The 26041-nt window shown below is 69.7% G+C and carries 23 protein-coding genes and 1 tRNA gene; 5 read left to right on the top strand and 19 right to left on the bottom strand.

Annotation, left to right across the window (positions count from 1 at the left end; genetic code table 11):
- Nucleotides 1-112 precede the first annotated feature (112 nt).
- The 4 genes from OHB44_RS04225 (at nucleotide 113) to OHB44_RS04210 (ending at nucleotide 3200) form a co-directional block, all read left to right on the top strand.
- A complete protein-coding gene (locus OHB44_RS04225; protein ID WP_266303745.1) occupies nucleotides 113-610 on the top strand; it encodes a helix-turn-helix domain-containing protein in 498 nt (165 codons plus the stop codon).
- Nucleotides 611-747: 137 nt separating this feature from the next.
- On the top strand, nucleotides 748-1347 hold the full coding sequence (locus tag OHB44_RS04220; RefSeq protein ID WP_330439671.1) for a ClpP family protease: 600 nt from the start codon (nucleotides 748-750) through the stop codon (nucleotides 1345-1347).
- Nucleotides 1348-1431: 84 nt separating this feature from the next.
- Nucleotides 1432-2748: a M23 family metallopeptidase gene (locus tag OHB44_RS04215; protein WP_330439670.1), complete on the top strand. Its 1317-nt coding sequence runs from the start codon at nucleotides 1432-1434 to the stop codon at nucleotides 2746-2748.
- A gap of 379 nt (nucleotides 2749-3127) precedes the next feature.
- Nucleotides 3128-3200: transfer RNA gene (locus tag OHB44_RS04210), tRNA-Arg, on the top strand.
- Nucleotides 3201-3532: 332 nt separating this feature from the next.
- Here OHB44_RS04210 and OHB44_RS04205 read toward each other — a convergent pair.
- Nucleotides 3533-4243 carry a CGNR zinc finger domain-containing protein gene (locus OHB44_RS04205; protein WP_266303748.1) on the bottom strand — a complete coding sequence of 237 codons (711 nt, stop codon included), beginning with the start codon at nucleotides 4241-4243 and terminating at the stop codon, nucleotides 3533-3535.
- 196 nt (nucleotides 4244-4439) lie between these two features.
- Here OHB44_RS04205 and OHB44_RS04200 point away from each other — a divergent pair, with 196 nt between their 5' ends.
- Nucleotides 4440-5684: an MFS transporter gene (locus tag OHB44_RS04200; protein ID WP_238683671.1), complete on the top strand. Its 1245-nt coding sequence runs from the start codon at nucleotides 4440-4442 to the stop codon at nucleotides 5682-5684.
- A 110-nt stretch (nucleotides 5685-5794) separates the two neighbouring features.
- On the opposite strand, the gene OHB44_RS04195 is transcribed toward OHB44_RS04200, so the two are convergent.
- The 18 genes from OHB44_RS04195 to OHB44_RS04110 form a co-directional block, all read right to left on the bottom strand.
- Nucleotides 5795-7168 (bottom strand): glycoside hydrolase family 6 protein, encoded by a 1374-nt coding sequence (locus OHB44_RS04195; protein WP_266303750.1) that lies wholly within the window; start codon nucleotides 7166-7168, stop codon nucleotides 5795-5797.
- A 158-nt stretch (nucleotides 7169-7326) separates the two neighbouring features.
- The gene (locus OHB44_RS04190; RefSeq protein WP_330439669.1) at nucleotides 7327-10206 is read right to left on the bottom strand and encodes an AfsR/SARP family transcriptional regulator; all 2880 of its coding nucleotides are present in this window, start codon (nucleotides 10204-10206) and stop codon (nucleotides 7327-7329) included.
- Between the two features lie 100 nt (nucleotides 10207-10306).
- The gene (locus OHB44_RS04185; RefSeq protein WP_238683674.1) at nucleotides 10307-11284 is read right to left on the bottom strand and encodes a carbohydrate kinase family protein; all 978 of its coding nucleotides are present in this window, start codon (nucleotides 11282-11284) and stop codon (nucleotides 10307-10309) included.
- A gap of 15 nt (nucleotides 11285-11299) precedes the next feature.
- Entirely contained in the window at nucleotides 11300-12745 is a 1446-nt protein-coding gene (gene ahcY, locus OHB44_RS04180) for an adenosylhomocysteinase (protein WP_238683675.1), read from the bottom strand.
- A 106-nt stretch (nucleotides 12746-12851) separates the two neighbouring features.
- Entirely contained in the window at nucleotides 12852-14342 is a 1491-nt protein-coding gene (locus OHB44_RS04175) for a peroxidase family protein (RefSeq protein ID WP_330439668.1), read from the bottom strand.
- A 127-nt stretch (nucleotides 14343-14469) separates the two neighbouring features.
- The gene (locus OHB44_RS04170) at nucleotides 14470-15855 is read right to left on the bottom strand and encodes an acetyl-CoA carboxylase biotin carboxylase subunit (protein ID WP_330439667.1); all 1386 of its coding nucleotides are present in this window, start codon (nucleotides 15853-15855) and stop codon (nucleotides 14470-14472) included.
- Between the two features lie 4 nt (nucleotides 15856-15859).
- Nucleotides 15860-16297, bottom strand: a complete 438-nt coding sequence (locus tag OHB44_RS04165) for an acetyl-CoA carboxylase biotin carboxyl carrier protein (RefSeq protein ID WP_266303753.1) — start codon at nucleotides 16295-16297, stop codon at nucleotides 15860-15862.
- Nucleotides 16284-17945 (bottom strand): acetyl-CoA carboxylase carboxyltransferase subunit alpha, encoded by a 1662-nt coding sequence (locus OHB44_RS04160; protein WP_266303754.1) that lies wholly within the window; start codon nucleotides 17943-17945, stop codon nucleotides 16284-16286. The genes OHB44_RS04165 and OHB44_RS04160 overlap by 14 nt, the downstream gene beginning before the upstream one ends.
- Complete coding sequence (locus OHB44_RS04155; RefSeq protein ID WP_238683679.1) at nucleotides 17942-18412, bottom strand: SRPBCC family protein; 471 nt, start codon at nucleotides 18410-18412, stop codon at nucleotides 17942-17944. The genes OHB44_RS04160 and OHB44_RS04155 overlap by 4 nt, the downstream gene beginning before the upstream one ends.
- 4 nt (nucleotides 18413-18416) lie before the next feature.
- Nucleotides 18417-18674, bottom strand: a complete 258-nt coding sequence (locus OHB44_RS04150) for an acyl carrier protein (RefSeq protein ID WP_091394916.1) — start codon at nucleotides 18672-18674, stop codon at nucleotides 18417-18419.
- Nucleotides 18671-19135 (bottom strand): cupin domain-containing protein, encoded by a 465-nt coding sequence (locus tag OHB44_RS04145; protein WP_238683860.1) that lies wholly within the window; start codon nucleotides 19133-19135, stop codon nucleotides 18671-18673. Before OHB44_RS04145 ends, OHB44_RS04150 begins: the two co-directional genes overlap by 4 nt.
- Nucleotides 19135-20142 carry a methyltransferase gene (locus tag OHB44_RS04140; protein ID WP_266303755.1) on the bottom strand — a complete coding sequence of 336 codons (1008 nt, stop codon included), beginning with the start codon at nucleotides 20140-20142 and terminating at the stop codon, nucleotides 19135-19137. Before OHB44_RS04140 ends, OHB44_RS04145 begins: the two co-directional genes overlap by 1 nt.
- The gene (locus tag OHB44_RS04135) at nucleotides 20139-20480 is read right to left on the bottom strand and encodes a TcmI family type II polyketide cyclase (protein WP_266303756.1); all 342 of its coding nucleotides are present in this window, start codon (nucleotides 20478-20480) and stop codon (nucleotides 20139-20141) included. Before OHB44_RS04135 ends, OHB44_RS04140 begins: the two co-directional genes overlap by 4 nt.
- A gap of 4 nt (nucleotides 20481-20484) precedes the next feature.
- Nucleotides 20485-22107 carry an FAD-dependent oxidoreductase gene (locus tag OHB44_RS04130; protein WP_330439664.1) on the bottom strand — a complete coding sequence of 541 codons (1623 nt, stop codon included), beginning with the start codon at nucleotides 22105-22107 and terminating at the stop codon, nucleotides 20485-20487.
- A complete protein-coding gene (locus OHB44_RS04125) occupies nucleotides 22100-22426 on the bottom strand; it encodes an antibiotic biosynthesis monooxygenase family protein (protein ID WP_210781784.1) in 327 nt (108 codons plus the stop codon). Before OHB44_RS04125 ends, OHB44_RS04130 begins: the two co-directional genes overlap by 8 nt.
- Before the next feature lie 15 nt (nucleotides 22427-22441).
- Entirely contained in the window at nucleotides 22442-23500 is a 1059-nt protein-coding gene (locus tag OHB44_RS04120) for a methyltransferase (RefSeq protein WP_238683683.1), read from the bottom strand.
- Entirely contained in the window at nucleotides 23497-24717 is a 1221-nt protein-coding gene (locus OHB44_RS04115) for a ketosynthase chain-length factor (protein ID WP_330439663.1), read from the bottom strand. Before OHB44_RS04115 ends, OHB44_RS04120 begins: the two co-directional genes overlap by 4 nt.
- The gene (locus OHB44_RS04110; RefSeq protein ID WP_238683685.1) at nucleotides 24714-25976 is read right to left on the bottom strand and encodes a beta-ketoacyl-[acyl-carrier-protein] synthase family protein; all 1263 of its coding nucleotides are present in this window, start codon (nucleotides 25974-25976) and stop codon (nucleotides 24714-24716) included. Before OHB44_RS04110 ends, OHB44_RS04115 begins: the two co-directional genes overlap by 4 nt.
- Nucleotides 25977-26041: the final 65 nt, after the last annotated feature.

The following is a 26041-nucleotide window of genomic DNA, read 5'->3' as shown; positions in this document are numbered from 1 at the left end:
GCCCGCGCCTGACGCGGCGCGGGCCCGCACGGGCAGCCGGCAGGTCCGGCAGGTCCGGCAGCGGGCATGATGGGGATGTCCCCCTGACGACGACCGCGAAAGTGAGGCCGGCATGTCGTTGCTGCGACGAGTGATCGGCGGGGTGCTGCGCCGCCACCGCCAGCGTCAGGGCCGCACGCTGCGCGAGGTGGCCGCGTCGGCGGACGTCTCCGTGCCCTACCTCTCGGAGGTCGAGCGGGGTCGAAAGGAGGCCTCGTCGGAGGTGCTGGCGGCGATCTGCCGGGCGCTCGGCATCAGCCTTGCCGACCTGCTCGGCGAGGCCCGCGACGACATGCGCAGGGTCGAGCCCCGCCTCCCGGCCGCGCCGCGCGCCGCGCTTACCGACCTGGAGCGGGTCGATGCGACTCGCCGGGAGATCGGCAACGCCACCCTGCTGGTGGGTCCACGTGTCGATGGGTTCGTCCTGCACCGCGGGCCGGTGGCGAGCGAGCCGACCCTCAGCGTCGGCGCGATGGCCTCCGCTGGTGGCTCGCGCCCCGGTCCGCGTACCCCCGCTCTGGTGGGCTGCGCGCGGGCCCGGGCGGGTGCGCGGCGGGTGACCGTCGCGTAGGCCGCGTGGGTTCTGCCGTCGGCGGATCTGCCGGCGGCAGAATCACTGGGCCAGCCACCGTCGTCGCCCGCACGCTGAAGGGGCCGGTCCACCGGGTGGTCCCCACCGCCCGCCGGCGCGGTGGAAGGCGGCGGCACATGATCGGGTACGACGTGCGGATGTTGGAGGGCGGGCAGCCGTCCTTCGGTGACCATGTGTTCGAGCGGCTGCTGCGCGAGCGGATCGTCTTCCTCGGCACCGAGGTGACGGAGGAGTCGGCCAACCAGATCTGCGCGCAGATCCTGCTGCTCGCGGCCGAGGACGACGACCGGGACATCTACCTCTACATCAACTCGCCGGGCGGTTCGGTGAGCGCGGGAATGGCTGTCTACGACACGATGCGCTACGTCCGCAACGACGTGGCGACGCTGGCGCTCGGGTTCGCCGGCTCGATGGGGCAGTTCCTGCTCTGCGCGGGTACGGCCGGCAAGCGGTACGCGCTGCCGCACTCGCGGATCATGATGCACCAGCCGTCCGGTGGGATGGGCGGAACCGCAGCCGACATCACCATCCAGGCGGAGAACATGCTGCACGTGAAGCGGACGATGCAGGAGCTGATCGCCCAGCACAGTGGACGCACCCTCGACGAGATCCAGCGGGACTGGGACCGGGACCGGTGGTTCACCGCCGAGCAGGCCCGGGAGTACGGCCTCATCGACCAGGTGGTCACCCGAGCCGAACAGCTCCCGTCGCTCTGATCAACGTCTGGTGGCCGCGGTACCGCAAGACCATCCCACCCATTAGCCTCCGTAGATATCTCGGCGGGTGCAGAAGGAGTGGGAATGACTGACGGTTACGAAGGCCGCTGCTGCGGCGACGACACGGCCACCTCCGCCGTGAGTCGCCGCACGATGTTACGCGCGGCGGTGCTGGGTGCGGGCGCCATCAGCGCCGGTGGCCTGCTGGTTCCCGAGGCCGCGCAGGCCGCGCCGTCGATCTACAACCCGTTCGGCGCCTACCCGATCACCGACACCTGGGAGGGCCACCTCCGCCGCGGGTCACTAGGCGGCATCGACTTCGGGATGGGGGTGGGCACGGCGTTGCCGGCCTGCGGCGCCGGCACCATCCAGAACATCCCCAACAACGGCACGGGCGGGCACACCGTCACGATCCAACACGCGGACGGGTACCGCAGCCAGTACCTGCACCTGTCGCAGTTCCTGCTCGGCAACGGTGCCAGCGTGGGCGCGGGCACGATCGTGGGCCGCTCCGGCGGCGCGGCCGGCGCACCCGGCTCGGGCAGCTCGACAGGCCCACACCTGCACTGGCACATGATCGACCCGTCCGGCACCCGGATCAACCCGCTGGTCTTCATCCAGCAGAACCCGGCCGACCAGCCCCGTCAGGTGTTCGAGGCGGCCAGCAACACCGGCTGGCGCGCCCTGCCGGTCTCCGGCAGCGCGGGCGCGGTCACCGGAACGGCGACGACCGCGATCACCCTCGGATCCACGAAGATCCTCTACACCCTCAACGGCGGCCGGGTCCACGAGGCCGCCAGCAACGCCGGCTGGACCAACCTGTGGACCGGCATCCACGGCGCACAGGGCACCGCACTGGCCGCGATCAACCTCGACGGGGTGAAGCTGGTCTACAACGTCGTCGACGGCTACGTGCACGAGGCCGCCAGCAACAACGGCTGGCGCAACCTCAACACCGGCATCGGCGGGGCAAGCTCGTCGTCGATCTCGGTGATCACGCTGAACGGCGTCAAGTACGTCTACAGCATCGTCGGCGGCTACGTACACGAGGCGCACAGCGCCAACGCCTGGCGGAACCTGAACACGGGCATCCCGGCCTCGGCGGTAGCGGCGATCACAGTGGGCAACACGAAGATCCTCTACACACTGAACGGCGGCCGGGTCCACGAGGCCGCCAGCAACGCCGGCTGGGCCAACCTGTGGACCGGCATCCACGGCGCACAGGGCACCTCGCTGGCCGCGCTCAACGTCAACGGGGTGAAGCACATCTACAACGTCGTCGACGGGTGGGTACACGAGGCCGCCAGCAACAACAGTTGGCGCAACCTCAACAGCGGAGTCCGCGGCACACGGGCGGCGGCACTCGGTCTGAATGGCGTCAAGCTGATCTACGCAGCCTGAGTCGCCCTCCGCGCCGCGAACCCCCCTTCGCGGCGCGGAGCACCACTTCTCTCAGCGGATCCCAGGCAGCGCGCCGGTCAGGGGCGGCCGTTGATGCTCGCTCGGGCGCGGAGCCCGGCGCGTGGTCCCTGGGGGAATCGGGCGGGTGGCATCGAGTGCGAATGCCAACCGATGAACGCGGGAACGTGTCCGCAGGTGATGAAGCTTTGTGGAGTCCCGCGCCAGCGCAGGGCGCCAATGAGACCGCCAGTCGAGAGCGAGGTTCGTTTGCCCGACTGTGGTCCTGGGCTGGGAAGACAGGGGTCCGGGTGGCAGGGTGAACCGGGACCACTCCCTGCCACCCCAGTTGAGTGCCCGGGTCGCTAGACTGGGCCCTCGCGCCCCCGTAGCTCAGGGGATAGAGCATCGGTTTCCTAAACCGTGTGTCGCAGGTTCGAATCCTGCCGGGGGCACCGTGAAGATCGGCCAGAACTGGCTCTGCGACTACTGGCCGTCCCGATCGTTAGCGGGCGACCTGTCCAGGGTGTGCGTCGACTCGACGAGGCGAGGCGTGGGCGCTTTCGGGGCGCGCGGTCGGTGCCGCGCTGCTGCCAGGTGACCTCGGATGTGTTCGACAAACCTAGGCGTACCGCCCCTGCTGAGACAATCAAGCAACTCGTCAACGCCAGTTGGGGCTTGCCGGCGGGCACGCTTCGCCAGCGCAACCTCGGATCTTCGCTGCTCAAGCCCCTGATGACCGGCCTGCACGCCATCTTTGCGCTGCCATAGCCGGTGGTCGGTCCAATCAGCCCGCCGCCGTGCCTGGCGCTGGTCGATCCGGCCCGTCATCGATTTCGGCGCACCTTTGGGCGCCGGAGGGCCGGGCGGCACGGCGGCGCTCGGTGAGCCGTCGCGCCTTCACCGCGTTGCCGCAGTCGGCCATGCGGCACCAGCGGCGGGAACCGTTGCGGCTCTGATCGAGGAACAGCCAGTCACAACCACCTTCGAGCACCGGGCAGCGGCGCACCCGGGTCAGGTCGGCTGTCAGCATGACGTCGAGGGCGGCCTCGGCGATCCGGTCGGGCACCAGCATGGCCGGCGCCGTGCCGTAGACCAGTCGCACCTGCGACGAGTCGAGCACGAATCTCGCTCGGGCGGCCGCGCCGGACCAGCGCTGATGTAGTGCGACAAGGGCGGCACCGGCCACGATGGGGTCACCCGCCGTGTCACCGTTCGCGTCGGTGATCGCCGCGAGCATCACGAGGTACAGCCCCTCACGGATGTCCCGCACGGCGGCCAGTCCCGCGTGCGCGGCGGCGGGCTCGTCGTGCCACGCCCGGCCCACCTGGTCGGCCTCCGCGTCGCTGATCACGCCCACCCGGACCGACCAGCGCAGCAGAGCGGAACTGTCGGACAGGAAGTCGTGCGGCGACTCGCCCCCTCGCTCCAGCGTGTTGGCCAGATCGAGTGCCGGGTGACCGCCGACCAACGGTAGTTGGCACACGTCGAGTGGCATACCGGCGATGCTACCACCTAGACCCTTTAAGGCGGTTACATTCTTCGCTGGCTCTTCGCATCTGCTCTCGACACACCGAGACCAGCAAGGAATCCACAACTAGCTATGCTACCGTCAAAACCCATTTAGCCGGGATCACGAGGTCCCATCGCCCTGGCTGATCGCTACACCTCGTCCAGGATCTGGGAGGTCGCCAATGGTGCACCAACGACGCGCGGTCTATGCCCTCGCCGCGTTGTCCGCAGCCACTTTCTGTTACGTCACCACCGAAGTGCTTCCGATCGGGTTGCTCACGCTGATCGCGCCAGACCTGGGACGCTCCAGGTCCGAGGCCGGTCTGCTGGTGACCGGGTACGCGGTGGTGGTCATGATTGTGGCGCTCCCGCTGACCCGGGTCACTCGGCGTGTGCCCCGGCGTCCGCTGCTCGCCGGCGCCCTCGGCGTGTTCGCCGCGGCGACGACGGTGTCGGCCTTCGCAACCTCCTACGAGGTGTTGCTCGCCGCGCGGCTGGTGTCCGCCACCACAAACGGTGTCTTCTGGGCTGTGGTGTTCCCGGTGGCGATCTCGATGTTCCCCGCGAACATCCGGGGCCGCATCGTGGCTCGGCTGTCGATCGGCAACGCGCTCGGCCCGGTCCTCGGCGTGCCGCTGAGCACCTGGTTGGGAGGGCAGGCCGGGTGGCGGGCGGCCTTCGTCGCGATGGCCGTCTTCGGCTTCGTCACCTGCGTCGCGGTCGCCCTGCTCCTACCGAGCGTCACACCGCAGGAGAGTGCGGGCGACATCGGGCCGATGCCGGACCGGCCACGCTTCGTCGTGCTCCTCCTCGCCACCGTCCTCGCGGTCACCGGCGCCATGGGCGCGTTCACCTACATGACCGTCTTCCTCCTCGACGTCAGCGGGTTCGCCGCGGCGTCTCTCGGCCTGCTGCTCTTCGTTCAAGGCTCGTTCGGCGTCGCCGGCACCTGGGCGGTCGGCCGGGTCCTGGACCGCTTTCCGCTCGGTGTCGTGCTGGTCCTACTCGGGCTCCTCACCGCCGCGATGCTCGGCCTCTATGGAGTTGGCTCGAGCAAGGTATTGACGATCCCGTTGCTCGCCGTGGCGGGGATGTCGTTCAGTTCGCTGATCGCGGGAGTCCAGCACCGCGTCATGCAGGTGGCCCCGTCGACCACCGACATGGCGTCGGCCAGCCTCAGCGTCGCGTTCAACTTCGGCCTCGCGGCCGGCTCGTTGATAGGCGCGGGTCTGCTGGCGACGGCCGGTGTGCGCGTCATCCCGTTGTTCGGTGGCCTGCTGACAGCCGTGGCGATCGCCTTGCTCGCCGGCCACGAAATGTCCCGCAGGAGAGGGAGGAACCACGAGCCTGACCACAGCGGTTGGTCGGTACGACCGAACCACAGCCGCGGTGCCGAGAAGCCGCAGGCCACCACCGTGCGGACATAGATCGCGGGGCGTCCCCTGAGCTGACGGGGGGGTGCGAGCGCTACCTGGGTGGCACAGAGCGGCCCGGCGCGGAGAGTGTCCTCCGTGCCGGGCCGCCGCATCGGGTGGAATCAGCTGGTCACGCAGTCGGCCAACACGCCGGGGCCGGTGCCGGTGCCCTGGAAGCCGAAGTTGGTCGACTGCCGGCCGAGGACCCGTCCGTTGTAGCTCACGTTGGTGAACCCGACGGTTCCGCTGGTGCCGCTGACCTGCGCGTTCCAGGCGCTGGTGACCGCGCCGCCGGGCAGCGCGACGGACACGGTCCAGCCGTTGATGTCCGACTTGCCGGCGGTGACCGTCACGCTCGCTGTGAAACCGCCAGCCCACTGGTTGACCGCGATCGACGCGTAGCAGCCGTCACCGGCCGGCGGAGTGGTGGTCGGCGGAGGGGTGGTCGGCGGCGTGGTCGTCGGCGGGGTCGTGGTCGGGGGAGTGGTAGTCGGCGGGGTGGTGGTGGGCGGGTTGGGCGCGCCGTTGGCCAGGCTGAAGGCCAGGTCGGGCTGGAACGAACCGGCAGTGAAGCGGCAGCCGTCCGCCTCCCCCGGCGGCTTCACCCACAGGTACGCGTCGATGTTGCTGTCACCCGTGTTGGTCGTCGGGTACTGCCCGATGCGTCGGTCGGTGTTGTCGTCGCCGCACCAGTCCCCGCTGGCACCCCCGTTACGGCTGGTGTCGATGACCTGGCGCTTGCCCGAGACCCCCATGCCGTTGAGCGCGGAGATGACCGCCCGACCGAAGTTCGCCTCGCTGGAGGTGGAGTTGTAGTTCGACACGTTGGTGAAGAAGCCGTCGGCGTACTGCACGCCGGCCGCCCGGAGGCGGTTGGCCGTCTCACCGGCGCTGTTCCAGGTGGAGTGGCCGCCGTCGAGGTAGACCTTGGCGTTGGGGTTACCTGACTTGATGGTCCGGGTGGCCGTCGAGATCGCCTCGTTGCGCGCGTTGATCTCGGCGCTGCTCAGGCACGTCAGCAGAGCGAGCGAGTCGGTTTCCAGGATGATGATGACGGTCTGGTTGCCCAGTCCCCTGGCGAAGTTGGACACCCACGTCTGGTACTGGTTGAGGTCGGGCGCCCCACCGGCGCTGGCCCCGCCGCAGTCCCGGTTGGTGATCTCGTAGACGGCCAGGACCGGGATCTGCTGCGCTGCGTTGGCGGCACCGATGAACCCGGAGACCTCGGACTGCACTGTCGAGGGGTTGAAGTTGGCGAACCAGCGTGCCTGCGGCTGACTCGCGATCTTGTCGCGGATGACGGCCGTGCGCGAGTCGCCGGGGTTGGCGGCGACCCAGCGGACGACTGCCGAACTCGGGTCGCGGTAGAGCGACCCGGACAGCGTGCCGGCGGAGGCGCTGCTGACGGCGAGGCAGACGCCGACGGCGGTGGCGCCCGCGACGGCCGCCACGCTGATGGCGGCCGATCTGCGGCGGAGCGAGGAGAGGATAGCCACGACGTGTTGCCTCCAGATCACATAGATGTATCTAAGTTCATGGGAGCGTTCCCATGGACGTTAGCGGAGGCGCGCACCGCTGCCAAGGTGTGAACACCCGTCGATGGGTTGGAGATCCGCGTTCGGGCCCATGTCTGATTGTCACGACCGGCAGGAGGTCAGGAGCCGTAGATGCTGACCTTCAGCTTTTCTCGAATGGCCGCCGCCTGCACCTCGTCGCGTCCGTTGTAGACATCCAAGGCCTGATGCCACACCTTCCACGCGGAGGCGAGGTCACCCGCCGCCTCGTAGGTGTCGCCGAGGCGGGCCAACGCGCTGGCTTGGAGGGTGGTCTCACCAACCTCCGTAGACAGGTCGACCGCGCGCCGCCCACAGGAGAGCGCCTGGGCGTGGTCACCTCGTTGGTGGTGAACATGCGCCAGGCTGTCCCACACGTACGCCTCACCGTGGAGGTCGCCCAGGCGTTGCGTGAGAGTGACGGCGCGTCCGCAGTAGTCAAGAGCGCGGGTGTGGTCCCCCAGCAGGCTGTGATACCACCCGACCGCATTGAGCGCGCTGGCTACGCCGGCTTCGGGGCCCACACGCCGGTAGAGGTGCAACATTTGTTCGGCGTGCGCCAGCGCGTCACCGTAGCTTCCCTGGCGCTCGGCCAACCAGGACAGATTGCTGTGGACCTGCGCCTGTCCCGTCCGATCCCCGATCTCGACGTACAGATTCAGGGCAGAGCCGTGGTGCTGGCGGGCACGGTCGTAGTGCCCCAGGCGGGTGTGGGCGTTGGCGAGGCCGCGATGACAGCGCGCCTCGGCCCTGCGGTCCTTCAGCCGCTGCGCGGCGACGAGACCCGTGGCCTCGACCGCGGCCCACTCGTGCCACCACCCGAGCCGGTTGAGGAAGGTGGTCAGTGTCCAGCCAAGTTGCCATGCGTGCGAGTCGAACCCGTTCGACGCTGCCATGTCGACCGCAATGACGAGTGCCCGCCGTTCGTGCGTATACCAGGCGAACGCCGCGTCGCTGTCAGCGAGGATCTCCGTGGTCACGCCGGGCTGCGGCGCCGCGAGGTCGATCGAGTCACGCCGGTGCGGATAGATCAGCCGATCGGCGACATGGGCGGTGTGCAGGTAGTGGTCGAGCATCCGATGCCGCGCGGCGCGTCGATCGCGCTCGGTCTCGTGGACATCGACGAGTTCGCGCGCGTACGCGCGCAGGAGATCGTGGAGCGCGTACCGGTCGGTCGAACGCCGCTCGACCATGTGGACGGCTACCAGGTCGGCCAGCAGTCGACTGGTCTGGTCCAGCGGCAGTCCGGCCAGGCTGGCGCAGGTCGAGACTGCCATCTCCAGGCCGTGGTGCAGGCCGAGCAGGCGAAACAGTCGGGCGTGTTCGGGGCTGAGAGCGCGGTAGGAACCGGAGAGAACTGTGCGGAGGTCGGAGCCCGGATCGTCTCCGGCAAGGACGTCCAGGTCCTTGCCGCTCCCGAGGCGACTGGCGAGGACCTCGATCGAGAGCTGGACGTCGGTGGCCGCACGCGCCGCGACGATGGCCAGCGCCAGGGGTAGTCCCGCACACCGGCGGATGATCTGGTCGACGGCTTCCGCGTCCCGCACGACCCGGGCGACGCCGAGGCGGCGGGTGAGCAACTCGTGCGCTTCCACCTCGGTGAGCATGTCGAGTGCGACGGGTTGAGCCCCTTCGTTCACGACGAGTCCGGTGAGCCGGTTTCGGCTGGTGACCACGACCAGGCAGGACGGGCTGCCCGGAAGCAGTGGGCGTACCTGTGCCGCGTCGCGGGCGTTGTCCAGCACTACCAGCACCCGCCGATCGGCCAGGACACTGCGGTAGAGACTCGCCTGGGCGTTGAGCCCGGGAGGTATCCGGTCCGGCGGAACGTTCAACGCTTCCAGGAAGTCTCGGAGGACGTCGGTCGACTTGAGGGCCGCCGTTCCGTCCGGGCCGAACCCGTCCAGGTTCACAAAGAGCTGCCCGTCCGGGAAACGGTCACGGACCCGATGTGCCCAACGGACGGCAAGCGTGGTCTTGCCGACACCGGCGTGGCCCACGATGGACAGGACCGTCGGGCGCGGCTGGTCGGTGGGATCGGTCGCCAGAGCCCCATCCAACTCGGCCAGACTGGCGGAACGGCCGACGAACAGGGCCCCTTGCATGGGAAGTTGAGCCGGGCGAACAGGTGTCGCACCGGCGCCGGACACAACGGCGACGCCCTCGGGACGCGCCGACGGGTCGAGGGCTCGGTCTTGCCGAAGAATCGCCTCGTAGGTCTTCCGCAGTTCGTCGCCCGGGTCGACGCCCAGTTCGTCGGCGAGCGTGGAAGCGACGCGCTGGTACGCCTCGATCGCCTCGGCCTGCCGTCCGGACTGGTAGAGGCCTGTCATCAGCATTGCCGCGAGCCGCTCGCGCAGCGGATGTCTCACCACCAGATCAGTCAGTTCGGCGACCACGGCAGCCCCGGCGCCGACGGTCAGCTCGCACTCCAGACACTCTTCGAGAACCGCGATGCGCATCTCCTCCAACACGGCCGCCTCGCGCTCCAGGACGATGCCGTTCAGATCCGCGAGCGCAGGACCCCGCCACATCGACACCGCCTGACGCAGCACGACAGCAGCCTTGCGCTTGTCATCGAGCGCCATGAGGCGCCGCCCCTCGGACACGGCGTCCTTGAATCGGGCGAGGTCCAGCTGACTCGCGTCGACCCGAAGCCGGTAGTTGGCGCGCTCACCAACCAGCAGATGCGCCGCACCGTAGCGATCAAGTGTGCGACGTAGCTGCCAGATTCCGCTGTGGATCTGGTTGCGAGCTGTCGCGGGCGGGTCCCCGCTCCAGGCGACGGCGATCAGGTCCGCGGCGGACACCAGCTGACCATGGCGGAGGAGCAGACCGGCCAGCAGCCTTCTCTGCCGCTCGCCGCCCATCTCTACGCGTTGGTCACCAACGCGAACCTCCAGGGGCCCGAGCACCATGAAGTCGATCGGCACCGCCACGATGACACCCCCGATGTGCGGATCGGCCCGTAGGGTAGTCATCCGGTATCACAGTGTCAAGATCGAGCTTCGCTAGTCGTCGTAAATCGTCTGAAGACCGCCCCCGGGACGGGCCCGGCTCGTCCCCGGGGCGGCGGTCCGATCAGACCCGAGCCAGCCCCAGCGCCCGCACGTCGACGGCGACGTCCGGGCCGTAGGAGTCGGCGATGCGGCGCTCGAAAGCAGCGGCGTCGACCGTGTATTCCTGCGGGCCCTCGACCTCCAGCACGTGCGCCGCCAGTACGCAGCCCACCTGTGCCGCGCGCTCGATGGGCAGGTCGGCGGCGAGCGCGGCGAAGAAGCCGGCCCGGAAGCCGTCGCCGACACCGGTCGGGTCGACGATGCGGCCCACCCGCGCCGCCGGCACCAGGAAGTCACAGTCCTGACCGGTGACGCGTACCCCGTTGGCGCCCAGGGTCACGACCCGCACGCCCACGCGGCGCAGGATGTCGTCCTCACTCAGCCCGGTCTTCGACTCCAGCAGCGCCGCCTCGTACTCGTTCGTCAACAGGTAACCAGCACCGTTGATCATGGCCTCGATGTCGGCCGACGGCATCCGGGCCAGCTGCTGTGACGGGTCCGCGGCGAAGGGCAGGCCCAGCCGGCGGCAGGCGGCGGCGCGGGCGAGCATCGTGTCCGGGTTCTCCGCGGCGACGATGACGAGCCCGAGCCCGCCAGCCCGCGCGGCGACACCGTCGAGGCTGATCCGGTCGGGCTCGCCCATCGCGCCGGGGTAGAAGGACGCGATCTGGCAGAGGTCGGTGTCGGTGGTGCAGATGAACCGGGCTGTGTGTGCGACGGAGCTGACCTGCACCTCCGAGCAGTCGACCCCGTGCCGCTCCAGCCAACTGCGGTAGTCCCCGAAATCGCCGCCGACCGCGCCGAGCAGCACCGGCCGGTGCCCGAGTTGAGCGAGCCCGAAGGCGATGTTGGCAGCGACCCCGCCGCGCCGGACGACCAGGTCGTCGACGAGGAACGAGAGCGAGACGGTGTCGAGGCTGCCGGCGATGAGTTGCTCGGCAAACCGCCCCGGGAAGCGCATCAGATGGTCGGTCGCGATCGAGCCAGATACGGCGATCATGCGAGGCGCGCCCTCTCAGTAGCGGTAGTGGTCGGGCTTGTACGGCCCCTCGACCGGGACACCGAGGTAGTTGGCTTGTTCCTTCGTCAGTTCGGTGAGGCGGACACCCAGCGCGGAGAGGTGGAGTCGGGCCACCTTCTCGTCCAGGTGCTTCGGAAGGGTGTGGACACCGATCGGGTACTGGTCGGTGGTGGTGAACAGCTCGATCTGCGCGATGGTCTGGTTGGCGAAGCTGTTCGACATCACGAAACTCGGATGCCCGGTGGCGTTGCCCAGGTTCAACAGCCGACCCTCCGACAAGACGATGATCGAGTGGCCGTCCGCGAACCGCCACTCGTCCACCTGCGGCTTCACAGTGATCCGCTCGACGTCCCCGCGCTTCGCGAGACCAGCCATGTCGATCTCGTTGTCGAAGTGGCCGATGTTCCCCACGATCGCCTGGTGCTTCATCCGCGCCATGTGCTCGTTGGTGATGACGCTGAAGCAGCCCGTCGCCGTCACGAAGATGTCGGCGGTCTCGACAACGTCGTCGATGGTCGCGACCTGGTAGCCGTCCATCGCTGCCTGCAGGGCACAGATCGGGTCCACCTCGGTCACGATGACCCGCGCTCCCTGACCACGCAGACTCTCGGCGCAGCCCTTACCGACGTCGCCGTACCCGAACACCACCGCGACCTTCCCACCGATCAGCACATCGGTGGCCCGGTTGATCCCGTCGATCAACGAGTGCCGGCAGCCGTACTTGTTGTCGAACTTGCTCTTGGTCACCGAGTCGTTCACGTTGATCGCCGGGAACAGCAGGCTTCCTGCCTGCTGCATCTCGTACAGCCGGTGCACGCCGGTAGTGGTCTCCTCGGTCACCCCCTTGATCCCGGCGGCGACCCGCGTCCAGCGACCGTTGTCCTCCCGCAGCGACTGCGTCAGCACACCGAGGATGACCTCGTACTCCTCGGAGTCGGCGCTCTCCGGCGACGGAACCGCCCCGATGGCCTCGAACTCGGCGCCCTTGTGCACCAGCAGCGTGGCATCACCGCCGTCGTCGAGAATCATGTTCGGGCCCTGCCCGTCCGGCCAGAGCAGCACCTGCTGGGTGCACCACCAGTACTCGTCGAGGGACTCGCCCTTCCAGGCGTAGACCGGGACACCCGCCGGGGCTTCCGGGGTGCCGGTCGGGCCGACAACGATCGCTGCCGCCGCGTGGTCCTGGGTCGAGAAGATGTTGCAGGACGCCCACCGGACCTGCGCGCCGAGGGCCACCAACGTCTCGATCAACACCGCCGTCTGGATGGTCATGTGCAGCGAGCCGGTGATCCGCGCACCCTTCAACGGCTGCCGCGAGGCGTTCTCCCTCCGGATCGACATCAGACCCGGCATTTCATGCTCGGCCAGTTCGATCTCCTTACGCCCGAAGGCCGCCAACGACAGATCCGCCACCTTGAAATCGCTGAAGTTGCCAGTCATGTCCGCACCCTCCCGCACCAGTGTCGAGGACCGTTGGAGTCCCGTTCAACCGCGCCCGTGCTCCACACACCGAGCCACTGCGGGCCCGGGTGCGGAGCAGGCGCCGTCAGGAGTTGCGACTGGCCGGGTCGACCCTGGCGTACGTGAGCAGGTCGGCCATCGTGAACTGGCCCGAGAAGCGGGCGGGCAGGGTCGGGCGCCAGTTGGGCTGCACCTTCAGGTAGCTCGCCGGGTCCAGCTGGGCGACGCCGATGAGCACCTCCGCCACGATTCGCCCCCCTACCGCGCCCAGCGAACCGCCGCCGGCCTGGAGTTGTGCCTCCTTGAGGATGTAGTAGAAGAGCGGGGTGTTGGAGTCCAGTCCGAGGCCGTACCCACTGAGCTCCGGGAAGTTGAAGCTGCCGAGGGCGGGCGCCCCGATGTGTGCGGCGACCCGCTGGCCCGATGGGATGCCGAAGGTGAGCTGACGGAGCAGGTCACGTCCGAGCAGGTTGGCCGACGGCGAGCCGGACGGCGGTGGGGGCAACGGAAAGCCGAACAGCGGCGTCGAGTTGCGGACGTCGATCCACTTGCTCCACCGCACCTGGCCGTCGAAGAACTGGAACCAGAACTGGTGGTCGAGGTAGCGACGGGCGGCCCGCTTCCCACCGCGCAGGTCGGCCGGGTCGGCGCCGCTCAGCGCCGGGTCGAAGAGCATGGCGTAGAACTCGTCGCCGCCGTTGCCGGTCCGGTTGACCAGGTAGGCCGGTCGTGGCTGGCTGTGGCCGAAGCGGAACGCCGCCGCGGTGAACTCGACCGGGATGAACGTCGCGTTCGGCTCCGGCTTGTAGAAGCGACGGCCGCCGTTGAGCACTGTGAAGACAGTGCCCGGGCCGGCGATCAGCGGAAGGAACTCGTTGAGCACGATCCACTGGTAGTGCCAGGTGACGAGTTGCCGGGCGGCGCCGAAGACCTGTGCCGCCGGTGTGCCCTGTGCGCGCACCAGGTCGACCACCCGGTTGTGGAAGAGGATGAACGCCGCCGTGATCTGCGCGATCGGCAGATTCTCGTCGTTGCGGACGTCGAACACGATCGCCCTGCCACTGGAGTTGCGGGGCAGGTCCTCGAAGCGTCCACCGGACTCGATCTTGAGTTTGGCGGGATCGGCCGAGTTGTACAGCTCCGGGTTCCCGGTCGGCCCGCCACCGTAGAGCGAGTCGAGGTCGAGGGCCGGCGTCCGCGGGTTGGGCACGGTGGTCGGGTCGACCGGCGTGCCCAGTGGCGCCGTCGTCTCGAAGGCCAGGTCGTGGTCGATGAACTGCCCGAAGTACGTCATGCCCTGCGGGATCGAGAAGTTGTCGGGGTTGTTGATGCTGTGCTGCTGCTGGTCGGCGAGCGCCTCCGCGCCGACGGTGAGCGGGTCGCGGGCGTCCATCGGGCCGCCGACGCGCGACAGGTCGATCAGCGCGTTCCGCATCTGGTTCGTCGCGGACCCGAACGCCGGCAGCGACGGGAACATCCGACCGAACCGGTTGGAGAACGCGGCCGCCGCCGGCGTCGCGTCGAGCAGGACTCCCCCGGTGCCGGCCGCGAGCGCCCCCGCGCCGACTCCGGCCAATAATCGCCGTCGGCTGACACCTCGAGAAGCGTTGTCAATTGCCATGTCGGCCACCTTCCGTCCGCGGGCGCCCGCGTGGACGCACGGGCCGCAAACCCGCGAACCGGCAGCAGTGTGAACCCTTCGGTTAGTGGCGCCCTGGAGCTTCGGTGGTGTCCGGCTGGAGGCCGGTGAGCATGGTGTCGACAAGCGAGGTGTCGTGTTTCGCGGCGCGGAACAGCGGGTGGTCGAGCGTCGATCGGAGGAAGTCCCGGGTGGTGGCCACACCGGGCCCTTCGATGGCGCACTCGTCGAGCGCCCGGGCCATCCGGGCCAGGGCCTGGGTGCGGTCGGGCGCCCAGACGACCACCTTCGCGAGGAGGGAGTCGTAGTCGGCCGGGACCCGGTAGCCGGCGTACCCGTGTGTGTCGACCCGGACGAACGGGCCGGCGGGCAGGTCGAAGCGGGTCAGCTCACCCGGCGTCGGTACGAAGCCGCGCGCCGGGTCCTCGACGTTGACGCGACACTCGATCGCCGTGCCACGCGGCGTCACGTCGGCCTGGGTCAGCGCCAGCCGCTCGCCGGCCGCGACGAGGATCTGTTGCCGCACCAGGTCGACGCCGGTCACCAACTCGGAGACCGGGTGCTCGACCTGGAGCCGGCAGTTGACCTCCATGAGGTGGAAGTCGTCCCCACCGCCGACCAGGAACTCGAAGGTGCCCGCGCCGACGTAGCCGACACCGAGCGCGCCGGTGACCGCGGCGGCGGTCATCCGGTCGACCATGTGTTGCGGCAACCCGGGCGCGGGTGACTCCTCGATCAGCTTCTGGTGACGCCGCTGCACCGAGCAGTCGCGCTCGCCCAGGTGGATGCCGTTGCCGTAGCGGTCGGTGAGCACCTGCACCTCGACGTGGCGGGCCGACTCGAGGTAGCGCTCGATGTAGACCCGGTTGTCGCCGAAGAGCAGCTGCGCCTCGGCCCGTGCGGACGCGAACTCACCCAGGAACGAGGCCGGGTCGCGGACCACCCGTACGCCCCGGCCGCCGCCACCGGCGACCGCCTTGATGATCAGCGGGAAACCGATCTCCTCGGCGACCCCGCGGGCGTGGGCCGCCGACTCGACGGCGTCGGTCGTACCGGGGAGTACGGGCAGGCCGAGGCCCGCCATGATGCCCCGCGTCCGAGCCTTGTCCCCCAGCGCGGCCATCACGGCGGGCGGCGGCCCGATGAACGTGATCCCGTCGGCCTCGCAGATCTCGGCGAAGTCCGGGTCCTCGGAGAGGAAGCCGTAGCCCGGGTGGATGGCCTCGGCCCCGGTGCGGCGGGCCGCCTCGATGATGGCCGGGGCGCTCAGGTAGCTGCGCCGGCTTGGACCCGGCCCGATCTGGACGGCTTCGTCGGCCAGCCGCACCACCGCCGAGTCCCGGTCGACCGTCGAGTAGACCGCAACGGTACGCAACCCCATCTCCCGGCAGGTCCGGGCGATCCGGACCGCGATCTCGCCCCGGTTGGCGATCAGCACCGACTCGAACACTGGGTCAGCCCTCCGACACAGCTAAGGCGATCAACCGTTCGCCGTACTCGACCGGGGTCGAGTTGGGCACCAGCACCTTCACCACCTCGCCCGCGCGGTCGGCTTCCACCGGAATCATCATCTTCATCGCTTCGAGAATCGCGACCTGCTGGCCGGGCACGACCTGGTCGCCCTCACTGACGAACGGGTCGGCGCCGGGCGACGGGGCGAGGTAGAGCGTCGCGACCATCGGCGCGCACACGTAGTGCAGGCCGGCGTCGGCCTCCACCGGCGGGGCCGCCGGGGCGGCCGCCACCCCGGGTGCGCCGTCCGGCCACTCCACCTCGACCACCAGGTCACCGTGCTGGAGCCGGGCGCGGCGGACCGGACCAGGCGTCGACCCGATCAGCCGCGCGAGACTGCGGACCGCGGCATCCAGCGGGTCGCCGTTACCCTCCGGCATTCGTCAGACCTCCGATCTGTCGGAAGCGGGCCCGGCGCTGGGCCCGCACCTCCTCGCGGTTGAGACCAGCCAACTCCGCGAACGCGTCGACAACCGCCCGGTGTACGGCCGACGCTGTCGCCCCGGGATCGGCCGGTGCCCCGCCGGGTGGTTCGGGGACCACCCCGTCGACGACGCCGAGCGCCAGCAGGTCGCCGGCCTGGAGCTTGAGCTGCTCGGCGGCCTCGTCGGCCCGGCCCGAGTCGTTCCAGAGGATCGCGGCGCAGCCTTCCGGGCTGATCACCGAGTACGTCGCGTTGGCGAGCATCAGCACCCGGTTGCCGACGCCGAGGGCGAGCGCACCTCCGCTGCCACCCTCGCCGGTCACTATCGCGACGACCGGAACCGTCAGCCCGGCCATCAGCCGGATGCTGTCGGCGATGGCGAGGGCCTGCCCGTTCTCCTCCGCGGAGATGCCGTGGTAGGCGCCGGGCGTGTCGATCAGCGTCACGATCGGCGTGCCGAGCTTCTCGGCCAGGCGCATCAGCCGGGCCGCCTTGCGATAGCCGGCCGGTGTCGCCATGCCGAAGTTGCGGCTGGCCACCTCGGCGACCGTGTGGCCCTTCTGATGGCCGATCACCACTGTGGGCCGGCCGTCGATCAGACCGAGGCCGCCGACGATCGCCGGGCAGTCACTCGCCAGCCGGTCGCCGTGCAGCTCCACGAAACCGTCCACGAAGTGGCCGATGTAGTCGAGTGTGGATGGTCGGCCGAGGTCGCGGGACAGCGCCACGACCGCCCATGGGTCCGCCGACTCGGGGGGCGTGGTGGCCCGTACCGGGTAAGGATCCGGCGCGGACCGGTCGGCCCCCGCGAAGGCCAGCAGCCGGCCGATCGTCGGCCGCAGGTTCGACCGGGGCACCAGGTCGTCGAGCATGCCGCGGGCGAAGAGGTACTCGGCGGTCTGGAAGCCGGCCGGCAGCGGCTGACGCAGCGTCTGCTGGATGACCCTCGGCCCGGCGAAGCCGAGGCGCGCGCCCGGCTCGGCGAGGATGACGTCGCAGAGCGTCGCGAACGATGCCGCGACACCACCGTAGGTCGGGTCGCTGACCAGCGAGATCGTCAACACCCCGGCCTCGTCGAGGGCCCCGAGCGCCGCGCTCGTCTTGGCCATCTGCATGAGCGACAACACGCCCTCCTGCATCCGGGCGCCGCCGGAGGCGCTGACGATCAGCAGCGGCGTACGGGTTTCGAGCGCCAACTCGGCGGCCCGGGTGATCCGCTCGCCGACGCCCGTGCCGAGGCTGCCGCCGAGGAACCGGAAGTCCATGACCGCAGCTATCAACGGCTGCCCCTCGACAGTGCCCCGGACGCAGACGACCGCCTCGTCGAGCCCGGTACGTCGGCGGGCGGCCTCGATCCGCTGCGGGTAGGGCCTGGTGTCGACGAACCCCAGCGGATCGCCCAAGGCGCCGACCGGTGGCAGCTCCTCGACCGAGTCGAGATCGAAGAGTTGCTCGATCCGCTGGTGTGCGGTGACCTGGTCGTGGTGGTCGCACTCCGGGCAGACGCCCAGGTTGCGCTCGACCCGGCGCTGGTAGAGCAGCGCCCGGCAGCCCGGGCAGATCAACCAGCTCTTGCCGACGGGCGTGTTGACGGTGGCGGTCATGACTGTCCGCGTTCGGCCGCGGCCTTCTCCACGATCTCCCGGATGCGTGCCTGCTGCTCACGTGTGGTCCGGTTGAGGTGGGCGGTCATGCCCTCGTCGTCGGCGTGCCCGCCCGCCCGCATCTCGAAGTCCTGTACCCACCGCATCCGCACGCCGCCGTCCGGGATCTCGGTGTACTCCCAGAACAGGTTCATGTACTTGAAGGCGCCGGTCTCCAGCCGCCGTGCCCGCACCACCCGGTCGCTGCGGTCGGGCACCCGCTCAGAGACCCAGCTCCAGACCCGGCCGGCCGGGTCGGGGTGCATGGTCAGGCGGAAGACGACGGCCCCGTCGGCGGACGTCGAGAGCACTTCGGTGCTGGCGTACTCGCTGAACAGGGAGGGCCAGTTGGGGATGTCGTTGGTCAGATCCCAGACGAGGTCGAACGGTGCGTTGATGACGACCGCGTTGTCAGTGTGTCCGGCCATGGGGTCACCGATCCGCGAGTCGTTGGTTGACGTAGTCGACGGCGAGCCGCGGCGTCTTCATGATCGACACAGCGTCGTCGGGGATGCGCACCTCGTACTCCTGCTGCACCCGCGCCGCCAGCTCCAACAGCGCGAGCGAGTCGTAGCCGAGGTCGTCGAACGGCGCGTCGAGCGTCGCCGGATCGGCCCAGTCGGTCTGCTCGACCACGCCGGAACTGGTCTCCAGGATCCGACGCAGGTCGTCGAGGGTCAGCTGGCTCATGAGGTTCCTCCCGTCGGTCGCTGCCACCCGTCGCGCACGCCGCCGACCTGCGGCACCGGCGACTCGGGGTGCGGGACCTCCTCGGTGTCGACGTGGCCCAGCTCGGGGCGCGGGGCCAGCGGGCTGATCTGGAACACGATCAGCGCGGTCTCGCCACCGGCGTTGACGATGCGGTGCCGCTGGCCGCGACGGACCATGAGAGCCTCGTCGGGCGCGAGCTTGACCTCCGCGCCGTCGACGCGGATCACCACCTCGCCGCGCACCAGATAACAGAACTTGTCCGAGTACGGGTTGTACTGCTCCGCCAGGAACTCGCCCGGCTCCAGCCGGACCGTGCCCATGAAGCCCTCCGTCGCGTCGACGGTCTTCGGGCTGAGCAGGATCCGCACCTCGCCGCCGATCCGGTTGATGCCGGGCACGTCGGTGGCGGCGACCTTCACGATCGGTTGCCGATGCATGATCATCCCTTCTCTGCGACGAGCACTCGGAACGGCAGGTCCGTCGGGTGGACGGCGGCCGGGCCGAAGCCCGCCGCTGCGAGGGCCCGGTTGTAGGCGGCGACGGAGTGCGACTCCCCCTCGAAGGTCCAGACCAACATCAACACCGAGAAGAGGTACGGCGCCGGGTCCAGTGCCGGCGACTCGTCGCCAGTGGTGAAACCGACGATGACCAGCCGCCCACCCGGCTTGACCACGGAACCGAGCCGGGCCACCAACTCGTGCACCCGCTCCTCGGAGAAGTGGTGGGTGACGTTGGTGAGCAGCGCGACGTCGTAGGGGCCGCCGAGATCGGTGGTGAACATGTCACCCGGCAGGAACGACGCCCGGTCGCGCACGCCGAGCCGCTCGGCGTGCTTCTCCGTCACGGCGAGCACGTTGGGCCAGTCCAGCGAGGTCACCGCCGCCTGGGGGTTGTGCTGCGCGAGGGTGTAGCCGTAGACGCCGTGGCCACAGGCGACGTCGAGGATGTCGAGTTCGGCGCGCTCCTTCGTCCACGGCGCGAGCGCCTCGGCCATCACCTCGGCGGTCGGCTGCGCGACCTTCGTCGCGTAGGCGGCGAAGTCCTCCCAGTAGGTGTACTCCGGGGTCTCGGCGTGCACGTCGAGCACTGTGCCGCCGGCCCGCACGGCGGCGCTGAGGTCGCGCAACGCGTCCCACTCCCAGTCGCTCGACATCACCTTGACCATGCCGCCCAGGTAGTCCGGACGGGTGCTGACCAGGTGGTCGGCGGCCGCCGGGGTGAGCGAGAAGTGCTCGCCGGTCCGGTCGGTGAGGCGGATCGCGGTGAGCGCGTCGAGCAGGATGCGCGCCCCCCGTGGGTGGATGCCGAGCTGCGGGGCGAGCCCGCTGGCCGTGGCCGGGCCTGCGGCGAGCGCGTCGAACACACCCAGCTCGACACCGGTACGCAGCAGGCTCGTCTTCTTGTATGCCTGCATCATGTCGTTGATGTCGCGGCGGGTCAGCGTCACGTGATGCTCCCTGTCTCGGGGCTCCAGGTGTAGAAGGGCGTGGCCTTCGAGTCCTGCAACTCGGTCATGCTGTCCGGGGCGTAGCGCTGCAGGTAGGCCGAGAGCCGCCGGTTGACGTCCTGGAAGTCCGCGCGGGCTCGGGCCGCGAGGAGCTTGTCGAAGACGTCGGTGTCGGCCTCGAGCAGGTGCATGTAGAGGTCCTGGTACTGGAAGAGCGTGCGCCGCGAGATGCCGACGACGTGGGGCATGTCGCCCTTGTCGTGCTCGGCGAAGAGCTCGGCGACCGCGTCGGCGTGACCGGGGGCCATCCGCATGACCATGAGGGCGCGGTAGGACATGTGCTCACGCTCCCCGCAGGATCGTGGCCAGGGCGGCGGCAAGGGTCTGCGCCTGGTCGTCGACCGGGCCGGCGCTGCGGAAGGCGACGATCCCGTCGGGGCGTACCAGCAGCGCCCCGCCGTGGCCGACTCCGCAGCTCGCGAGCCACGAACCGTCGTCGGCGAGGTCACCGTCGGGGCCGGCGGTCAGCGCCTTGATCGGAAGCCCGGTCTCCGCCGAGACCGCCTCGGCCGCCGCCAGCCAGGCGTCGTCGCCCGGAGCCGTGGCCAACGTCCAGCCCTCGGTCAGCACGTCGATAGTGGAGACCCGAGCGCCGTCGTGGTCCACCCAGCCGTGCGGGGCACGCGATCCGGGTTGGCCGGTGAAGGTCAGCTCGCGGGGCAGCAGCTCGGTGTCGGCGGGCGCGCCGACGATCGCGTTGGAGGTGTAGCGGTAGCCCATCGTCACGATGACGAAGTCCCGGTAGGCGGCCTTGTCCTCGTCGGCGAGCTGGCCCCGGGTGCGGAAGAGCATCCACGCCTGGTCGGCGGTAGCGGCGCCGACCGGACGACGCTCGGCTTCGTAGGAGTCGAGCAGGCTCTCGTCGGCCCGCCCCGCAAGGACGTCGGCGAGCTTCCACGCCAGGTTGTGCGCGTCCTGGATGCCGGCGTTGACGCCGAAGCCGCCGGCCGGCGGGTGGGCGTGACACGCGTCGCCGGCGAGGAAGACCCGCCCTGACTGGTACGCGTCGGCGACCATGTGCCGCGCGTCCCAGGGCTGGGCCGACTCGACCTCGACCTCCAGCTCGGGGTCACCGGCCGCGATCCGGGCCAGTTCGACGCAGCGTTCCGGTGTGAAGTCGGCCGGCGACTGCCCCCGCTCGGGGTAGTAGTTGACGCCGAACATCCACCGCCCCGGCTCGATGAAGAGCAGCAGACCCTGGGCGAGCTGGTTCATCAGGTAGATCAGCGTGAACCGGGGTGCCGACTCGGGCAGGTCGACCTTGGCGCGGAAGATGATGCTGACGAAGTTCCCGGCGACACCGTTGCTGCGGTCTCCGATCTCAAGCATGTTCCGGACGGGGCTCTTCACGCCGTCGGCCGCGACGACGTAGCGCGCCCGGATCGTGCGTGTGGTGCCGTTGTCGTTGACTGTCGCGGTCACCCCGTCCTGGTCCTGGGTCAGCCCGATCAGCTCGTTCTGGAAGCGGATCTCCGCGCCCGCCTCGACGGCGGCGTCGTGGAGCAGTGGCTCGTAGTGGTCCTGGCCGCACCAGATCGGCCAGCTCGGCGTGAACGGGTCGTAGTCGACGTCATGCGCCTCCATGACGAACGACTTGTGGAGATCGGCCAGGGACTGGGCGCCGAGCATGACCAGTGGCGTGGCGCGGCCTGCGCGGACGAGGTCCAGTTCGGCGCCCGGCCCGACGATCTTCATGCCGGCCTGCTGCACGGCCGGTTCCAGGCCGACGGTGCGGAAGATCTCCACAGTGCGGGCGTGCAGACCGGTCGCGCGGGGGATCGTCGACAGCCGGGGCCGACGTTCGACCAGGATCGGCCGGATCCCCTTGCGGGCCAGAAAGAGCGCGGTCGACAAACCGACCGGGCCGCCGCCGACGATCAGGACGTCGGTGCTTCCGTCAGACATGAGCGTCCTCCGTGTAGACGACTTTGTAGAGGTGGCGTTCCGGCGTGGCGATCGCGCGTACCTCGCCGAAGTGAGGGTGGACCTCGGGGTTCTGGAGCATCGCCGTGAAGTGCTCTTCGCTCTTCCACTGCGCGTAGTTGACGACCCGGGTTCCGTCGAGGCTGGCGTGGATGTTCGCCGACACGAAACCGTCGACCTTGGACATCACCGCGTCGGTGGCCTCGATCAGGATGTCGACGAGCTTCTGCTGGTTGGCCGGCTCGACGGTGAAGACGTTGACCATCGTCACGACCGGCTGGTCGATGCCGATGTGTGCCATTGCGGGCTTCCTTTCCTAGATCGGACGCGCTTCGAGCAGGGCCCAGCCGCGGGACGCCGGGGTGTTGACCAGCTCGAAGCCGGACGCGGTGAACAGCGCCTGCCATTCGCGGAGGTCGCGCTCCTTGCCGCCGAAGAGCACCAGCATGTCGATGTCGATGATCTTGGCGTGGTCCCACTGGTTGCGCGGCGGCACGATCTGGTCGATCGCGATGAGGCGGGAGTCGGCGTCGCCGATCGCCGCGCGGATCCGACGTAGCAGCGTGACGCAGGTGTCGTCCGGCCAGTTGTGGACGATCGACTTCAGGATGTACGCGTCGGCGCCGGCCGGCAGCTCGTCGGTGAAGAAGTCGCCGCCCCGCACCTCGACCCGCTCGGTGACACCGTGCTCCTTGAGCAGCGGCTCGGCATCGGCCACCACCTCGGGCAGGTCGAAGAGGACACCGGTGCCCTCGGGGTGACGCTGGAGCATCTTGGCCAGGAAGTAGCCGTTGCTGCCGCCGATGTCGGCGATCCGGCCGAACCGCTCGGGCGCCAACTCCGCCGCGAACCGGTCGGCGAGCCGCCGGCTCCAGTGGGCCATGAAGCCCTCGAAGAACCGGTTGGCCTCCGGGTGGGCCTGGAGGTAGTCGTAGAAGCCCATGCCGAAGACCTTGTTGAAGGCCGGCTCGCCGGTGCGGACGCTGTGCAGGATCTCCGCGTACGGGAGGCGGTTGAAGTCGGCGCCGCTGAACTGCACCATCGGCCGCAGCCCGCCGATTCGGGCCGACGTCAGCCCCTCGCCGAGCGGGGTCAGCGCGAACGCCCCGTCCTCCTGCTCGTCGAAGATGCCGACCGCGCAGGCCGCGCGCAGGATCCGCCGCAGCGCGTCCTCGTGCGACTCGGTCGCCGCCGCCAGTTGGGCTACCGGCACCGGTCCGTCGACGAGCAGGTCGGCAACGCCGAGCTCGGTGACCACGTAGATCACGTTGGCGATCTGTTTGGCGCTTCCCAGCACCGCGATCTGCCGTTCACGCAGGTCAAGTGCCTGCTGCTCGTCGAAGTTCGCGACGGCGGCGAGGCTGGCGTCGGTCATCGTCCATTCCTTTCGTCGGTCACGACCATGGCCGCGTTGAACCCGCCGTAGCCCCTGGCGAGGACGAGCGCCGCGCGTACGGGTGTCTCCCGCGCGACGTCGCGCACCAGGTCGAGGTGCAGGCCCTCGGCCGGCTGGCGGATGTTTGTGGTGGGCGGGATGACTCCGTGCCGGATCGACAGCAGCGCGGAGACGAGGTCGAGCGCCGCCCCGCCCGAGTAGAGCCGGCCGGTCATCGTCTTGGGCGCGGTCACCGGCACCCCGCGTGGGCCGAAGACCGCGGTGATCGCCTCGGCTTCGACGCGGTCGAGCTCCGCGACACCGGCGCCGTCGGCGAAGACGACGTCGATGTCGGCCGGTGTGAGACCGGCGTCGGACACTGCCATCTCGGCCGCCCGACGCAGACCCGGCGGACGGCCGGAGCCGGGCCGGGGGTCGAACGTCGCGCCGTAACCGGCGATCACCCCGTAGACGGCGGCCCCGCGCCGGGCGGCGGCGTGTTCGTCCTCCAACACGAGGATCGCCCCGCCCTCGCCCGGCACGTAACCCGACGCGTTGGCGTCGAACGGCAGGTACGCCGTGGCCGGATCGCGCCCCGTACTGAGGAGGCCGTTGGCGAGCTGGGCCGTCCAGCCCCACGGGCAGAGCGACGCGTCGACACCGCCGGTCATCACGAGCTGCACGCCCTTGCGCACCTGACGTCGGGCCTGCGCCACCGCGTCGAGCCCGCCCGCCTGCTCGGTGACGAGCACGCCGGTCGGCCCACGCATCCCGTGACGGATGGAGATCTGGCCGGTGTTGACAGCGTAGAACCAGGCGAACGACTGGTAGGCGCTGACGTGCTCCGAGCCCTTGCTCCAGAGCTTCTCCAGCTCACGATGGCCGAACTCGAAGCCGCCCGACGCGCTGGCCGTGACGACACCCATGCCGAACTCGGGCAGCGCCGACGGGTCGACCGACGCGTCGGCCAGCGCCCACTGCGCCGCCGTCAACGACAGCCGGGTCATGTGGTCCGTCTGCGCCATCAGCCGGCTCGGGATGTGCTCGGCCGCCTCGTACCCGGGCACCTCACCGGCCAACTGGGCGGGATAACCCGAGGGGTCGAAACGGCTGATCGGCCCGATGCCACCCACCCCGGCGACGGTGGCCGCCCAGAAGGCGTCGCGGCCCAACCCGTTGGGCGCGGCCACCCCGACCCCGGTGACGACAGTGGTCATGCCACACGCGCCAGGAGCATCGCGCTCTGGAAGCCGCCGAACCCGCTGCCCACGCTCAACACCACGTCGGTCTGCTGCTCACGGGCGGTGAGCGGCACGTAGTCGAGGTCGCACTCCGGGTCGCGTTCGTGCAGGTTGGCCGTCGGCGGCACCGCCCCGTACTTGATCGCCAGGGCCGACGCCGCGATCTCGATCGAGCCGATGGCGCCGAGCGAGTGGCCGATCATCGACTTGATCGAGCTGACCGGGGTGCGGTACGCGTGGTCGCCGAGGCTCCGCTTGAACGCCGCAGTCTCGTGCCTGTCGTTCTGTTTCGTACCCGAGCCGTGCGCGTTGATGTAGTCGACGGCGTCGCCGGGCAGCCGGGCGTCGGCGAGCGCGACCCGGATCGCCTCGGCCATCTCCCGCCCGTCGGGTCGCAGGCCGGTCATGTGGAACGCGTTGGAGCGCGAGGCGAACCCGACCAGTTCGGCGTAGATCTGCGCGCCTCGCCGGCGGGCGTGCTCGAGCTCTTCGAGGACGAACATCGCCGAACCCTCACCGAGAACGAACCCGTCGCGACTGTTGTCGAACGGCCGGGAGGCGTGCGTCGGGTCGTCGTTGCGGGCCGTGGTCGCCTTGATCGCGTCGAAGCAGGCCACGGTGATCGGCGAGATCGGGGCGTCGGTCGCGCCGGCGATCATCACGTCGGCCGAGCCCTCCCGGATCAGCTCCCGGGCGTGGCCGACCGAGTCGAGGCCCGACGTGCAGCCGGTGGAGACCACCGTCGCCGGACCTTCCGCCCCGACCGACCACGCCACCTCGCGGGCGAACGAGCTCGGTACCAGATAGTCGTAGAGGTGCGGGGTGGCGTACCGGTGGTCGGTCAGCCATTTCCGGCCGCCGTCGCTGACCACGACGTACTCCTCTTCGAGGCTCATCGTGGCCCCAACCGCCGTGCCGACACTCACGCCGACCCTTGTCGGGTCGACGACCTCGAAGCCGCTGTCGGCCAGCGCCTCCCGGGTGCAGACCACTGCCATCTGGGCCGCCCGGTCCATCCGGCGGACCTCCTGCGGCGACAGGCCCTCGGCGACCGGGTCGAAGTCGGCCTCCGCGGCCACCCGCGACCGGAAGGGGGTGGCGTCGAAGAACGACAGGGTACGGGTGGCCGTGCGGCCAGCGGTCAACAGTTCCCAGAACGCCTTGGTGCCCAGTCCACCGGGGGCGATGACGCCAATCCCGGTGATGACCACCCGACGGTCGGATGTGCTCGTCATGGAAGACCTCCTGGCCGCGATATCCGTGTGAAAGCTAGGGACGGCCGGTCGAACGGCGCTGGAGC

The organism is Micromonospora sp. NBC_00821, from assembly GCF_036347035.1.
Taxonomy (GTDB): domain Bacteria; phylum Actinomycetota; class Actinomycetes; order Mycobacteriales; family Micromonosporaceae; genus Micromonospora; species Micromonospora hortensis.
This window is presented reverse-complemented; position numbering and strand designations above follow the sequence as displayed.